Annotated in this window: 14 protein-coding genes; 7 read left to right on the top strand and 7 right to left on the bottom strand. The window is 59.7% G+C overall.

Annotated elements, in window-relative coordinates; all coding sequences use genetic code 11:
* Window positions 1–34 precede the first annotated feature (34 nt).
* Window positions 35–1,060: a LacI family DNA-binding transcriptional regulator gene (locus ACSV9I_RS18675; protein WP_438330324.1), complete on the bottom strand. Its 1,026-nt coding sequence runs from the start codon at window positions 1,058–1,060 to the stop codon at window positions 35–37.
* A 158-nt stretch (window positions 1,061–1,218) separates the two neighbouring features.
* On the opposite strand from ACSV9I_RS18675, the gene ACSV9I_RS18670 reads away from it, so the two are divergent.
* From ACSV9I_RS18670 to ACSV9I_RS18645, 6 genes are all read left to right on the top strand, one after another.
* Window positions 1,219–2,139 carry a metalloregulator ArsR/SmtB family transcription factor gene (locus ACSV9I_RS18670; RefSeq protein ID WP_054158867.1) on the top strand — a complete coding sequence of 307 codons (921 nt, stop codon included), beginning with the start codon at window positions 1,219–1,221 and terminating at the stop codon, window positions 2,137–2,139.
* Window positions 2,140–2,254: 115 nt separating this feature from the next.
* The gene (locus ACSV9I_RS18665; protein WP_438330321.1) at window positions 2,255–3,763 is read left to right on the top strand and encodes an alpha-N-arabinofuranosidase; all 1,509 of its coding nucleotides are present in this window, start codon (window positions 2,255–2,257) and stop codon (window positions 3,761–3,763) included.
* Window positions 3,764–3,790: 27 nt separating this feature from the next.
* Window positions 3,791–4,888: an ABC transporter ATP-binding protein gene (locus ACSV9I_RS18660; RefSeq protein ID WP_438330319.1), complete on the top strand. Its 1,098-nt coding sequence runs from the start codon at window positions 3,791–3,793 to the stop codon at window positions 4,886–4,888.
* 1 nt (window position 4,889) lies between these two features.
* Entirely contained in the window at window positions 4,890–5,771 is an 882-nt protein-coding gene (locus tag ACSV9I_RS18655; RefSeq protein WP_438330317.1) for a carbohydrate ABC transporter permease, read from the top strand.
* Window positions 5,768–6,619: a carbohydrate ABC transporter permease gene (locus ACSV9I_RS18650; RefSeq protein WP_438330315.1), complete on the top strand. Its 852-nt coding sequence runs from the start codon at window positions 5,768–5,770 to the stop codon at window positions 6,617–6,619. The genes ACSV9I_RS18655 and ACSV9I_RS18650 overlap by 4 nt, the downstream gene beginning before the upstream one ends.
* 76 nt (window positions 6,620–6,695) lie before the next feature.
* Window positions 6,696–8,006, top strand: a complete 1,311-nt coding sequence (locus ACSV9I_RS18645) for an extracellular solute-binding protein (RefSeq protein ID WP_438330313.1) — start codon at window positions 6,696–6,698, stop codon at window positions 8,004–8,006.
* Window positions 8,007–8,264: 258 nt separating this feature from the next.
* On the opposite strand, the gene mnhG is transcribed toward ACSV9I_RS18645, so the two are convergent.
* From mnhG to ACSV9I_RS18615, 6 genes are read right to left on the bottom strand one after another with little or no spacing between them, the layout of a single operon-like run.
* Window positions 8,265–8,624, bottom strand: coding sequence for a monovalent cation/H(+) antiporter subunit G (gene mnhG / locus ACSV9I_RS18640; RefSeq protein ID WP_438330311.1), 360 nt, complete (start codon window positions 8,622–8,624; stop codon window positions 8,265–8,267).
* Window positions 8,621–8,902 (bottom strand): K+/H+ antiporter subunit F, encoded by a 282-nt coding sequence (locus ACSV9I_RS18635; protein ID WP_054158874.1) that lies wholly within the window; start codon window positions 8,900–8,902, stop codon window positions 8,621–8,623. Before ACSV9I_RS18635 ends, mnhG begins: the two co-directional genes overlap by 4 nt.
* Window positions 8,899–9,375: a Na+/H+ antiporter subunit E gene (locus ACSV9I_RS18630; protein WP_438330309.1), complete on the bottom strand. Its 477-nt coding sequence runs from the start codon at window positions 9,373–9,375 to the stop codon at window positions 8,899–8,901. The genes ACSV9I_RS18635 and ACSV9I_RS18630 overlap by 4 nt, the downstream gene beginning before the upstream one ends.
* Window positions 9,375–11,021, bottom strand: coding sequence for a monovalent cation/H+ antiporter subunit D (locus ACSV9I_RS18625; RefSeq protein ID WP_438330307.1), 1,647 nt, complete (start codon window positions 11,019–11,021; stop codon window positions 9,375–9,377). Before ACSV9I_RS18625 ends, ACSV9I_RS18630 begins: the two co-directional genes overlap by 1 nt.
* Entirely contained in the window at window positions 11,018–11,356 is a 339-nt protein-coding gene (locus tag ACSV9I_RS18620) for a Na+/H+ antiporter subunit C (RefSeq protein WP_054158877.1), read from the bottom strand. The genes ACSV9I_RS18625 and ACSV9I_RS18620 overlap by 4 nt, the downstream gene beginning before the upstream one ends.
* The gene (locus ACSV9I_RS18615; RefSeq protein ID WP_438330415.1) at window positions 11,356–14,277 is read right to left on the bottom strand and encodes a monovalent cation/H+ antiporter subunit A; all 2,922 of its coding nucleotides are present in this window, start codon (window positions 14,275–14,277) and stop codon (window positions 11,356–11,358) included. The genes ACSV9I_RS18620 and ACSV9I_RS18615 overlap by 1 nt, the downstream gene beginning before the upstream one ends.
* 118 nt (window positions 14,278–14,395) lie before the next feature.
* Between ACSV9I_RS18615 and ACSV9I_RS18610 the strand changes: the two genes are divergently transcribed.
* Window positions 14,396–14,656, top strand: coding sequence for a helix-turn-helix domain-containing protein (locus ACSV9I_RS18610; RefSeq protein ID WP_438330305.1), 261 nt, complete (start codon window positions 14,396–14,398; stop codon window positions 14,654–14,656).
* The last annotated feature ends 37 nt before the right edge of the window (window positions 14,657–14,693 follow it).

The following is a 14,693-nucleotide window of genomic DNA, read 5'->3' as shown; positions in this document are numbered from 1 at the left end:
GTGGCGCAATGCACACATGTGCAATGAAATTCGCTCAAGCAGACTGTGGCCGCACCGAACGCCGCCAGATCGGCGCCGGCTCAAATACGACAGCTTCGCGGGTCTGCCCGCTCGGCGACTGATCCGGCAAGGTCAAAAGCTCGACAACATGCCCCGCCATTCTGTCGAGCGGCTGTTCGAATGTCGTCAACTGGTAGGATTCCCAGCCAGACTGTTCAATGTTGTCGAAGCCGACAATGCAGAGATCCTCGGGGATTTTCAGTCCGAATTCATGGCGCGCGCCGTCCATGAAGCCCAGCGCCAGAAGGTCTGTGACGCAGAAGACTCCATCTGGCTGGTTGGATCGGGCAAACAGTCGCCGCGCCACCTCGACGCCGGAGCGATGGGAGGCTGGGCCCGCTTCCCAGACGCCAACCGAAAGGCCCTCTCCTTCGGCAGCCTCAACGAAATGGCGCTCCCGGGCGATCAGGCTCGGCGTCCTCGCACTCGATGTCACAACGCCGATATGCCGGCATCCGGCCCGCCGCAGCAGGAACAAGGCCTCGCGTGCCGCAAGCGCATTATCGACGCCGACATTGTCGCAACCGCTCAACCGGTCGTCGCGGTTGATCAGGATGACCTGCTGCCCATTGGCAAGCGCCGTCTGCACCAGCGAGGATGATGGTGTGCCCGATAAGACCACGGTCGCATCCGCCCGGTAATGCAAGGTCAGTCTCAGCGCGCGACCGACACTCGCCTCGTCGCTCTCCGTATTGAGGACAACCGTAATCTTGCCCGCTGCCTGCAGCCTGCGCGTCAGACTGTCGAGCAGCGCCGCCCGCACCGGCGTCGTCACGTCGGACACGATCAGACAGACGATGTTGCTGCGTTCACGCAGCTGCCGCGCGAGATGATTGACGTGATAACCCAAAGCCTCAGCGGCCTCGATGACCTTGCGGCGCGTCTCGTCCGAAACGCTGGCACCATCGGTGAAAGTCCGCGACACCGCAGAGCGCGACACGCCTGCGCGTTCGGCAACCATTTTCGCACTGACAAATGACGTCTGATGCACATCACGCATGCCGCCCCTCCCCCATTGCCCGACCTTCGGCAGATGCAAGTCGGCTCGACCGCAACTGATCCGGAAACCGGTAAGAACTCAATATGACAAACGCGTGAGACTGCGATTGAACTAAATCGAAAATCTCGATATAGATCGACGAACAGGGGGAGAGAGACGTGAGCAGCCGTTTTCTGATGATCACGCCGGAAGACGGCAAGGATGTGCTCAAGTGTTTGGCAGCCCCTGCCCGGCTCTCTATACTTGAGATCCTGCATGCCAAGGGATCTCTGAACGTCAACGAGATTGCAGAGCTGCTTGATCTGCCCCAATCGACCACCTCCACCCATATCAATCAGATGGAAGAGGCAGGCCTGATCCGCACAGAAGTGCAGAAGGCGCGCAAAGGCAGCCAGAAGATCTGTCATGCCGTGCATGACGAGATCGTGCTGACATTCGCCCGCCCGAACGACGAAACGAATGAGGCGATCGAGGTGGCAATGCCCGTCGGGCTCTACAGCGGATATGATGTGTTCGCCCCCTGCGGAATGTGCTCGCACGACGCCATCATCGGATACCTCGACAACCCCGACACCTTCCTCTCGCCGGACCGGATGAAGGCCGGCCTTCTGTGGTTTACCCGTGGCTATGTGGACTATCAGTTTCCCAACAATGCCAAGATCAAAGGCGCCCCGATCAAGGAGCTGGAACTCCTCCTGGAACTCTCCTCAGAAGTGCCCGGAACATCGGAAAACTGGCCTTCCGACATCACCATCTCGATCAACGGCAAGCCGATCGCGGTCTGGACCTCGCCCGGTGACTTTGGCGATCGGCGCGGCAAACTGACGCCCGACTGGTGGAAGTTGCGTGGCAGCCAATACGGCATGCTGAAGAGCTTCAGGGTGACCGATCGCGGCACCTTCATCGACGGCGTCAAGGTATCGGAAACGACCGTCGACGACCTGGAACTGACCGAACATCGCTCCATCCGCCTCCGGATCGAAATCCCCGATACGGCTGAACATCCGGGCGGCGTGAATATCTTCGGCCGCGGATTCGGCAACTATGACCAGGACATCGTCCTGCGCATCAAGGCCTGATTGAACTCTTTTTCCACACCTCGCTTTGCCGGATTGACCTCCGGTCGATCCCGTGTAACATATCGCCAATCATGATAGATATCCGGAAAACGGATATGCAAGGGAGGCGTAAAACATGCGGGCTGTCGGCACCGTTCACCGCGATTTCACCATCAGCAAAATCGATCCGCGTCTTTACGGATCTTTCGTCGAGCATCTTGGCCGCGCAGTCTACACCGGCATCTATGAGCCGGATCATCCGACAGCGGACGAGAACGGCATGCGTCAGGATGTAATCGACCTTGTACGTGAACTCGACGTGCCGATCGTTCGCTATCCCGGCGGCAACTTCGTCTCTGCCTATAACTGGGAAGACGGCATCGGCCCGCGTGAGGAGCGTCCGGTGCGCCTAGACCTCGCCTGGCACACATCGGAATCGAACCAGGTCGGCATCCACGAATTCGCCGACTGGGCAAAGGCCGCCAACACAGAGATGATGCTGGCCGTGAACCTCGGCTCGCGGGGCCTCGACGAGGCCCGCGCCTTCCTCGAATATGTCAACCATCCCGGCGGCAGCTACTGGTCCGACCTGCGCCGCAAGAACGGCCGCGAGGAACCCTGGGGCGTCAAGATGTGGTGCCTGGGCAACGAGATGGATGGCCCCTGGCAAATCGGCCAGAAGACCGCCGACGAATATGGCCGCATCGCCTTCGAAACCGCCAAGGCCATGCGGGCTTTCGACAAGTCGATCGAGCTCGTGGTCTGCGGTTCGTCCTCACCGAAGATGCCGACCTATCCGGCCTGGGAAGCCACGGTCCTCGACTACACCTATGACAGCGTCGATTTCATCAGCCTGCATATGTATTTCGACAATCATGAAGGCGACACCGCAAGCTATCTCGCCCAGAACGCCCGGCTCGACGACTATATCGCCACGATCGCCGGCGTCATCACCGTTACCAAGGCGAAGAAGCGCTCGAAGAAGGATGTCTATATCAGCTTCGACGAGTGGAACGTCTGGTATCACTCCCGCGAAGCGGACCGAAAGGTGCTGGAAGGCAATGACGGCTGGCCTCATGCCCCGGCGCTGCTGGAGGACATCTACAATTTCGAAGACGTGCTTCAGGTCGGCTGCATTCTCAACACGTTCATCCGTCGCGCTGACGTCGTGAAGGTTGGCTGCCTTGCCCAGCTCGTCAACGTCATCGCGCCAATCATGACGGTACCGGGCGGCCCGGCCTGGCGCCAGACGACATACTACCCCTACCTCTTCGCTTCACGCTATGGCCGCGGCACCTCCTATCAGCTGGCACTGGATTGCCCGGGCTACGCCACCGACTTTGCAGCCAACGTACCTTATCTCGATGTGTCCGCCGTCGAGAGTGACGAGGACGGCGCGCTCACACTCTTTATCGTCAATCGCCACCAGAGCGACGCGATCATGCTCGATGTCGCGCTTGAAGGCTTCGGCGACCGCCGCGTGATCATGGACAAGGTGATCGCAGGCCATGGACTTCGGACAGTCAACGGACCGGCTGATCAGACCGTCGCACCCGCTGATGGGACCGGGCTCGATGTCGTAAGCGGACGCCTCAAGGGAGAGATCGCGCCGCTGAGCTATCGGATGATCCGGCTCGGCCAGTAAACCGATCGACGACGGGGAGGAGAAACCATGTCGGCTTCGATTGAAATCGAAAATGTCACCAAGCGTTACGGCGCGCTGACCGTTCTGGACGAGATCTCGCTCTCGATAGACGCAGGCGAATTCGTCGTATTCCTCGGACCCTCGGGCTGCGGGAAGTCGACGCTTCTGCGCATGATCGCCGGGCTTGAGGATGTCACCCAAGGCACGATCCGTGTGGCCGGGGAGCGGGTGGATACCCTGCCCCCTGGCAAACGCGGTGTGGCCATGGTCTTCCAGTCCTATGCGCTCTACCCGCATATGACAGTAAAGCAGAACATGGCATTCGGGCTTGAAAACATCCGCATGCCACAGGATGAGATCGAGCGGCGTGTCGTAGCGGCCGCAGACACGCTGGAAATCGGGCACCTTCTCGATCGAAAGCCTCAGAAGCTCTCAGGTGGACAGCGCCAGCGCGTCGCTATCGGGCGTGCCATCGTCAAGGAGCCAAAAGCCTTCCTGTTCGATGAACCACTGTCAAACCTGGATGCAGCCCTGCGCGGCAGGACACGCCTGGAACTGGCGCAACTGCATGGTCGGCTTGGCTCGACAATGGTCTTCGTAACCCATGATCAGGTCGAGGCGATGACGCTGGCCGATCGGATCGTCATCATGAATGCCCGCAAGATCGAACAGATCGGCACGCCGATGGAGGTCTATCAGCGCCCGGCGACCCGTTTCGTCGCCGGCTTCATCGGCTCACCGGCGATGAACTTCCTGCCCGTTTCAGGCTGGGCCCGCGGTCCGTCAGGCCTGGTCGTCACGACTGCAGGCCTAGGGCGTGTGGAAACAGGCTTTATCGCCCCGAGCGATCTTGGTCCTGACGGCGCCGTGCTCGGCATCCGTGCCGAAGACGTTTCGGTTTGTGCTCCAGGCGAAGCGGGCGTTCCCCTGAGGGCAGACGTCATCGAACGCCTCGGCGACAGGACCCTGATCTATGGCGCACTCGGCGACGGCACCAAGCTCGTCGTTGAAGCGGACGGCCGGTCGCTGGTCAAGGCGGGTGACACGGTCAGCATAAAGGCCGACGCCCATGCCTTCCATCTCTTCGGCGCGGACGGACACGCGCTTGCAAGGCAGGAGGGCTGACATGGCAGAGAGCTATCGCCGCAGCCAGTGGAGCCATGGGCTTTTCATCCTGCCCTATCTGCTCGTCTTCGTCGCATTGCTGGCCTTTCCGCTTTTCTGGGGCATATGGCTCAGCCTGCATAAAGTGGATCTCTTCGGTCCCGGTCGTTTTGTCGGCATCACCAATTATGTCCGGGTCCTGGGCGATCCGGTCTTCCTGCAGGCGCTGCGCAACACGGTAATATTCGTCCTCTTCAGCGTGCCATCGCTGGTCGCGCTCGGACTTTTCCTGGCGCTTGCCCTCAATCGGACCACCCGCACGACCAGCTTCTTCCGGGGACTGTTCTTCTCCTCCTCGGTGCTGTCTGTCACCATCGTGACGCTGATCTGGCGCTTCGTCTTCATCCCGGGTGACGGTCTGCTTTCCGTGTTGTTCGAACAAACCGGCCTCGAGCAGATCAACTTTCTCTCGACCAAGGGCTGGTCCCTGTTTTCGGTCGGCGTGGCCACCGTCTGGTGGTGCATCGGCCTGCCGATGATGCTTTTTCTTGCAGCCCTCCAACAGGTCCCGCAAGACCTTTACGAAGCCGCCGCCCTCGACAACGCCAGCCCGCGGCGCGTGCTGACACGGATCACCCTGCCCTCGATCGCCCGAACCATCATGCTCGTCACGATCATCCAGATCGTCATGCAGTTTCAGCTTTTCGGGCAGGCACAGCAGATGACCAATGGCGGGCCAAACGGCAGCTCACGTCCTCTGGTCATGTATATCTACGAAGTCGGCTTCATCCGCTGGGATGTCGGCCGCGCAGCCGCAGCCTCGCAAGTTCTCTTCTTGATCATCCTCATCGCGGCCATGGCCCAGTACGTCGTGTCCACGCGCAAGACGGAGGCTGGAGCATGAGCCGTCCTGACGAAACCTACAAGCCGGACGTCCTGACGGCAAACCGGCCACTTCTCTGGGGTGCGGCCTTCCTGTCGGTCGTGATGATGGCGCCGGTGGCTTGGCTGGTCGGCCTTTCGATCAAGAACAACCAGGAACTGATGATCGGTACGGACTCGGTCTTCCGGGCGCCCTATACCATCGTCAACTATCTCAACATCCTGCAATCCTCGCAGGTCTTCGGCTGGTTCTTCAACAGTTTCGTGGTCGCGACAGGCCAGACATTGATGGTGCTCGTCCTGGCCTCTCTGGCTGGCTACGGCTTTGCCCGCCTGGAATTCCCCTTCCGGCGCACGTTGTTCGTCATCGTGCTGTTCGGCCTCGCCGTTCCGGAACAGGCCGTCATCATCGCCCGCCATCAGATGTTCAATTGGTTCGGCCTACACAACACCTATCTCGGCTTGATGCTGCCTGGCATGTCTTCGGCCTTCGGCGTCTTCCTGATGACGCAGTTCTTCCGGGCGATCCCGAAGGATATCGACGAGGCAGCCCTGCTCGACAATGCTTCCCAGTTTCGGATCTTCTGGAAGATCATGCTGCCATTGACACTGCCTGCCCAGGCGACTCTTGGCATCTTTACCTTCCTGCATGCCTGGAACGACTACTGGTGGCCTCTGATCTCGGCGACCAAGAAGGAAATGTACACGCTGACGATCGGAATCGCCTCCTCACAGTCGAACTTTGCCCAAAGCGAAGGCCTCGGCTTCCTGGCGGCTCAGGCGGTCTTTGCCAGCCTGCCTGCGCTGATCGTCTATCTGATTTTCCAGAAACACATCGTCACAGCCGTTTCGGGTGGCGCAGTGAAATAAAGCCTACCCCGGCCGGGGAGGAGCCGGCCGGCCGTGTTCAACAGGGCCAAGACGCCCGACTAGAGGGAGTGAGACCATGAAACGCATTCTACTGACAACTGTTGCTGTCATTGCGCTGGGCTATGGAGCCGGCGCACAGGCACAGACGAAAATTGAACTTCAGCGCTTTTTCGGCGCCTGCGAAGCGGACTACGGCACGGTAACGGATGTTTCTGCCGCAGTCGGCGAATGCGGTATCATCACCGCACTGGTCAACAAATTCGAAGCTGACAATCCTGATATCGACGTCAGTGTCACGACGGTCGAATGGCCGGGCTATGACCAGCTCAATGCTCAGCTCGCCTCTGGTGCTGCACCCGATGTCGTCTCCATGCACTATTCCGCAATCTCGGATTACCAGAGCCGCGATCTGATCGAGCCGATTGATGAAGTGCTGGCAGCCGAAGGCGTTACATCGGCCAGTTTCACGGATGCTGCCCTCAACGGCGTCACCAAGGACGGAAAGCTTTATGGCCTGCCCTTCGACAACTGGACCATGCTCTTCCACGTCAACCTGAACCTGATGAAGGAAGCAGGACTGGTCAACGCAGACGGCACGCCCATTCTGCCGAAATCGGCTGAAGAGTTGGTTGCCCAAGGCAAGCAGTTCAAGGAAAAGACCGGCAAGCCATATCTCGTCCAGATCCTCGCCAATGAGACGGCATCCTATGCCCGCGTTCTCTACACGCTTCTCCAGCAGCAGAATGCTGACTTCTTTGCCGATCCGACCGCTATCAAGCTGAACACACCGGAAGCCAAAGCCGCGGTTGAACTGCTAAAGCAGATCAAGGACGAAGGCATCACCACAACCGGCCTCGACTACGCTGCAGCGGTCTCCGCATTTGCAAACGGTGACGGTGGCATCGCAGTCAATGGTACCTGGCTGATCGGAGATTATGTCGCCCAGTCGGAGAAAGACGGAACTGCTCTTGCCAAGGGTTACACCGTCTATCCAATCCCTCAGCTCTTCCCCGGCCAGGACAGCACCTATGCCGACGGCCATAGCTGGGTGATGCCGAAGAAAGATCGCTCACCCGAACAGATCGCAGCCGTGGGCAAGCTGTTCAAGTTCCTCGCCGATAACGACTTCCAGTGGGCCCGCACGGGTCACCTGCCGGCGGCCAAGGCGGTCTTTGACATGCCAGAGTTCAAGGCCCTGCCGCATCGCGACAACATCGCCAAGATTGCGGAGACCGGACGTTCGCTGCCGGCAGAGGTCCAGCGGCAGTTCCCGATCCAGGACATCATCGGCGAAGAAATCGGTGCCGCCGTTAACGGCGACAAGCCGATCGACGAGGCACTGACCTCTGCCGAAACCCGGATCAACGAGCTCTTGGCAGATCTCTGATCTCACTACCCCCATTGGGCATGGTCACATCCAACCCCATGCCCGGGCCTCCCGGCCAAGCCCTGCACGCTCCTCGTGCAGGGCTTTTCGTTTTAAAGGCCGATGCTAGAATATTTGCAGAAAAAGTGCGCAGCGGTTTTGCGTCGGGAATTGCGTGAAAACACAAACCTCGAGCCGTTCCGCGACTTGCTGTTCGCGGAGAGGCTTCTGAGCAAAGCGACAGCGCCAGACACTCACAGGCCCAACCACCAAACACAATTACAGCTGCTCATCCTCATCCGCCTGCGTCAGACCAAGTCCTTCCGATCGATCCCGATGCAAGGCGGCCCGCGCCAACAAGATCAGGGTGATAGGGGTGGTGACGGTGACGAAGATACCGATCAGTATTTCGTGCAGCACAGGTCGCGAGCCAATAACGGAAAAATAGAGGATGGAGGCAAGCATGATCCCGCCAACGCCCCAACTGGTCCCGAGCGTTGGTGCATGGATGCGCTCGTAGAAGCTTGGGAGACGCAAGAACCCGATGGCGCCGATCAGCGTTAGAACGGATCCAAGGAGAAGCAGACTTGAAACCGCGATCACAAGCCAGAGCGGCAGATCCGTGACGGGAATGTTCACTCGATGACCTCCCCACGCATGAGAAACTTCGCGAGCGCCACCGTTGCGACAAAGCCGAGCAGGCCGATTACCAATGCTGCCTCGAAATAGATGGTCGTGCCGCTGCCAATCCCGAAGGTCACCAGAAGCAGCATGGCGATGATATAGACGGCATCAAGCGCGATGACCCGATCCTGCGCACGCGGTCCGATAAAGATCCGGACAGCCGCAATCATCATGGCCAGCGCCAGAAGGACCTTGGCGATCGATATGGCAGTGAAAAGAATGATCACACTCATCCGAGGATCTCCAGCAAGAGGGCTTCATATCGATGCTTCACCGTCGCAATCCAGGCCTCCTCGTCGACAAGATCGAGGACATGGATCAGCACCGTCTTTTTCCGGCTGTCATAGGCCAGCCAGGCAGAGCCCGGCGTGCTTGTCAGGATCACGGCCATCGCGGCCAGCGCCATCGGGTGCTCGATCTCAAGCGGCAGCCGGATGAAGCCTGATGTATGCGGCCGACGTTTGCCCTGGACGATCAGCAGAGCAACGGCTGCATTGGAGCGAATGATGTCGACAAAAACGAGAAAAGCCAGTTTCGGGATCAGATGCCATTTCCTGATCTTCGGCTTGTCAGGTCGCAGAGACGCAAGCGCCCATCCACCAAATACGGCGACGACTGATCCGAGCAGCAAGTGACCAAGCGTAAAGTCGTTCAGCAGCAGCCACATGATGACAAGGCAGGCGCTGAGCACCGGATGGGGTATCATCACGATCCTCCTGTCCCGGTTTCGCCCGTCTCGGTTTCGAAAGCGGGCACCGAGCTCTCGATAACCACCGCATTGCGCACCGCATCAATGTATTGCTTCGGATTCTCGAGGCTCCGAATGGTCGTGTCCATATAGTGCATGACCGGACCCGCCTGGATCGCCAGCACCAGCGTGAGGAACAGAAGGAACATCACAGGCACGACTTCGACGACCAGAACGCGCGGGACCGTGCCTTCGATCGAGCCCCAGAAGGTGCGGATTCCCGCACGCGTCATGGAGATCAGGGCTGCAATTCCGGAAAAGATAACAAGAACGATCAGCATCCAGACGGCAGGCCCGGGCGTCGTACCAATCGAACCGGTTCCCATCATCGCCGACAACATGGCGAACTTTGCGATGAAGCCGGACAGCGGCGGGAGCCCGGACAGAAGGATGCCGCAAGCGGCAAAACAGATGCCGAGAATGGCAAGCGTGCCCGGCATCGCAACGCCTTCACCCTCGTCAACGTCGTGCTCCTCGCCGTCGCCATAAGCCTCCATGGTCACGGCCAGCACGTTTGCGCCCGCATCCTGTCCCCGCTCCACCAGTTCGATCAGCATGAAGAAGGCGCCAATGGTGAGCGTCGAACTCACGAGGTAGAGAAGCGCGCCGGAGGAGACGATCCCATCATTGATGCCGAGGACCATGAGGAGCGTGCCTGACGACACCAGCACCGAATATCCGGCAAGCCGGCCGAGCGCCTGTGATGCGAGCACCCCGATCGTGCCGAAGATCAGGGTCAGGATACCGCCGAACAGAAGCACCTGCGAACCGAAGCCGGCAGAGACACCATCCCCAAAGAGCAGCATGGTCAGTCGCAGGATGACATAGATGCCAACCTTGCTGAGGATCGCGAACATCCCCGCGACCGGCGCAGATGCAGCACTGTAGGCAGTCGGTAGCCAGAAGCAGAGCGGCCACATGCCGACCTTGATCAGAAAGGCAACGCCAAGAACGGCGGCACCGGCCTGCATCAGTATCAGTCGGTCTGGCTCGATGTCCGGCATGCGCGTAGCGAGATCCGCCATGTTGAGCGTGCCGGCCGTGCCATAGATCAGACTGACCCCGATCAGGAAGAACAAGGCTCCCACCAGGTTGACGGCAATGTAGTGCATGCCCGCCTTGACCCGCAACGTGCCCGTGCCATGCAGGAGAAGACCATAAGATGCCGCCAGCATGACCTCGAAGAAGACGAAGAGGTTGAAGAGATCCCCCGTCAGGAAGGCGCCATTGACGCCGACGAGCAGCAGCTGGAACAGACTGTGATAATGTGCCCCGACGGCATGCCAGCGCGCCAGAGAAAAGATCAGCGCCGCCACCGCCAAAACCGAGGCCAGAAGCACCATCAATGCCGACAATCCATCGATGACCAGCACGATGCCGAAGGGGGCTGCCCAATTGCCGAGCAGATAGACATTGTCGAAATCGTTCGGCCCGCTCTCGATCCGAAAAAGGATCGCGGCATTGAGGACGAGCAGCACGACCGAGGTCAGGCTGATCAGTGCCTTTACTGTCCTGTTACGCTCATCGATGAATAGCAGAAAAGCGGCTGTCAGCATCGGTAGCAGTATGGGCGTGATGATCAGATGATGGCTGAACGACGTCACGGCTTCTCGTTCCTCCCGTCGACATGGTCGTTTCCAGTCAGGCCGCGCGCGGCGAGAAGAACGACGAGGAAGAGAGCCGTCGTCGCAAATCCGATGACAATCGCAGTCAGCACCAAGGCTTGCGGCACCGGATCGGTGAGTGTGCTGGACAGCACGCCATCCTCAAGCACCGGAGGCCGGTTGCTCTTCACGCCACCGACGCCGAAAATGAACAGGTTTACCGCATAGGACAGCAGCGAGAGGCCAACAATCACCTGATAGGTCCGCGGCCGCAAGATCAGCCAGACGCCGCAGGTCGTCATCACGCCAATTGCGATCGACAGGACGAGTTCCATCAGCGCTCCTCCGCTTTGGCCGCATCCAGCGCCCTCAGACGGTTGATGCGGATGGACTGGTGCGCAAGGGCGACAAGGATGAGCACGGTCGAACCGACGACCAGCAGGAAGACACCGAGATCGAAGAGCAGCGCCGAGGCTGCCGGGACCTTGCCGATAAGCGGGATCTCCAGATAGCGAAAATGCGAGGTCAGGAAGGGATAGCCGAGCACCCAGGCCCCCATGCCGGTCGCAGCAGCAATGAGGATACCCGTTCCCATCCATCGCAGGGGAAGGATGCGAATGCGATCCTCTGCCCAGCGCGTTCCGCCGGCCAGATATTGCAGCAGGAAGGCGATGGAAAGCGTCAGGCCCGCAGAGAAACCACCACCCGGCATGTCGTGCCCGCGCATGAAGAGATAGACCGCGAATGTCAGGATAACCGGGAACAACCACTGCATCAGCACGGAAGGCACCAGCAGATAGTCGCGCACCATGTCGCCTGGTGAACGCTCGGGGCGTTCCTCATCATAGCGGTTCTGGATCTGCTGCTGCTCAGGCATCTCCATGCTGTCGGCTGCCGGCCGGAAACGGCGTAGCAGCGCGTAGACCGTCAGGCCGACAATGCCCAGCACCACGATTTCGCCGAGCGTATCGAAGCCACGGAAATCCACCAGAATGACATTCACCACATTGCGCCCACCGCCTTCGGAATAGGCGTTCTGCAGGAAATAGGTGGCGATCGCATCCGGCACCGGTATGGTCATGACGGTGAAGGCAACAACCGACATGCCGATCCCGCAGGCAATGGCCAGCACCAGATCGCGGAAGCGCCGGAAACGGCTGCGTAACGACATGAGCTCGCCCAGATCAGGATTGCGCTTCGGCAGCCATCTGAGACCCAGCAGGATGAGGACAGTCGTAACGATTTCGACGAGCAGCTGCGTAATCGCAAGATCCGGCGCGGACAGCCATACGAAGGTCATGCAAACCACGAGCCCGACGCCACCAAGCATGACCAAGGCCGCGAGGCGGTGATACTTGGCCGAGACCGCAGCACCAATCGCCATCGCGATGCCGGCAACCCAGATCAACACGAAGGCCGGGTCGATGGCTGAGAACTCCACGGGGCGCTGTTCGAAGCCGGCGAGATGGAGTGGCAAAACGCCTGCAGCGAAACCGACGGCAACGATCCAGCGCAACTGCGGCTGCAGGTTGCGGGTACCGAGACGGCTTTCGGCGAGACGCGCCCAGCGCCAAGAAACAGCGACGAGAACACGCTCGAAGACACGCTGCCCGCGCAAGCGCCGGAAAAATGGCGGCCCGTCATCGCAATGGGAAAGATAGTCCCGCAGCCCGAAATAGAGCGCCACACCGCCGATCATGGCGAGCAAGCTCATGATCAGCGGCAGGTTGAACCCGTGCCAGATGCTGAGGCTGTATTCCGGTGTTCGATCGCCAAGCACACTGAAAACGGCCGTATCAAGAAACGGCCCGATGGAGATCGCCGGCACGACACCGACAATAAGACAGACGACGACGAGGAATTCGATTGGGAACCGCATCCAGCGCGGTGGCTCATGCGGATGCTCCTTGGGCAAGCCCACAGGCGCCGGTCCGAAGAAGACCGCATGAATGAAGCGCAGTGAATAGGCAACGCTTAGGGCGCCAGCAAGCGTCGCCAGATAAGGCAGCGCGCGATCCAGCAGCGAGTCCGCATGGGTCTCTACCGCCTCGGCAAAGAACATTTCCTTGGAGAGGAAGCCATTGAGCAGCGGAACACCAGCCATAGCTGCACTTGCCACCATGGCGAGCGTCGCCGTAGCAGGCAGGAAGCGGAACAGCCCACTCAACCGCTGCATGTCGCGGGTACCCGTCTCGTGGTCGATGATGCCGGCTGCCATGAACAGCGAGGCCTTGAACGTCGCATGGTTCAGCATGTGGAAGATCGCCGCCACCGTCGACAGCGGACTGCCGAGGCTGAGCAGCGTCACGATCAAACCGAGATGGCTGATCGTCGAATAGGCCAGGAGCCCTTTCAGATCGCGTTGGAAGAGCGCGAAGAAGGCGCCGAGCAGCAGGGTCGAGATCCCGGCAAGCCCCAGCAGATAGAACCACTCATAGGTGCCAGACAGGACAGGCCAGAAGCGGACCAGCAGAAAGACGCCGGCCTTGACCAGGGTGGCCGAATGCAGAAAGGCCGAAACCGGCGTCGGCGCCGCCATGGCATTGGGCAGCCAGAAATGGAACGGGAACTGCGCACTCTTGGTAAGCGCCCCAAGCAGAATGAAGATCAGGGTCGGCAGATAGAGCGGATGGCTGCGAATAACGTCGCCCGAGGCAAGGATCTTGTCGAGATCGTAGCTGCCGACGACATGGCCGAGGAGCAGCATGCCGATCAGAAGACAGAAGCCGCCAATGCCGGTGATCGTCAGGGCCATGCGCGCGCCGTCGCGCGCCGCAGCACTGGTGTGCCAGTAGCTGATCAGAAGGAAGGAAAAGATGCTTGTCAGCTCCCAGAAGATCGAGATCAGGATGACGTTGCCTGAAATCAGGATGCCAAGCATCGCCCCCTTGAAAGCCAGCAGAAAGGAGAAGAAGCGCGGGATCGGATCGTCCTTGCCCATGTAGTACCGGGCATAGATGACGACGAGGAAACCGATCGAGGTAACGAGCATGGAGAAGATCCACGCAAATCCATCCATCCGCAGGGAGAAGTCGAGCCCGAACTGCGGTAACCACTCGGCTTGGAAACGCAGAACATTTCCATCCGTGACGGAGGGATAGGCCAGAGCCGACAGAATGACGGTGGAGATCGACGTGGCGCCGGCAACGAAAACCGGCAGGTCCCGGGATGTGGTGTTCAAGATGAACGCAGACGCGAGGCTTCCCACAAACGGCAAAGCCACAAGCAACAACAAGATCCAGGCGTCGGTCGTTATCCCAAGCCGTCATCCTCCTTGATGTGACAAAGGCCCGGCGGCGAAAAGAGCCGGACTAGAAATTCATTGAAAAATGCCCTAAATGGCCAACTAAGACTTATATGGGCAGTTTAGACACATGGGTCAACCCGTAAACGGACCAATTTTGTCGCCGGCCCTGTGCCGGGCCGCACGCGGCTATCTGGACTGGACTCAGGCAGATCTCGCCGAACAGTCGGGAGTATCCCGCAGCACGATTCGAGACTTCGAGGGCGGACGTCATCCCGTCCACAGATCGACGGAGGCACAGTTGCGCCTCGCGTTCGAGCGCTCCGGCCTTGCCTTCACCAAGGAAGAATTCGACTGCATGGGCGTCTACGCCGCCAAGGACAATCAATGACCGCATGGAACGGGCCGGAAAACCGGCCCGTTCCATG

This window comes from Rhizobium sp. G187 (genome assembly GCF_051549525.1).
Taxonomy (GTDB): Bacteria; Pseudomonadota; Alphaproteobacteria; order Rhizobiales; family Rhizobiaceae; genus Allorhizobium.
Note: the sequence above shows the minus strand (reverse complement) of the source record. Positions and strands in the feature narration are given on the sequence as shown.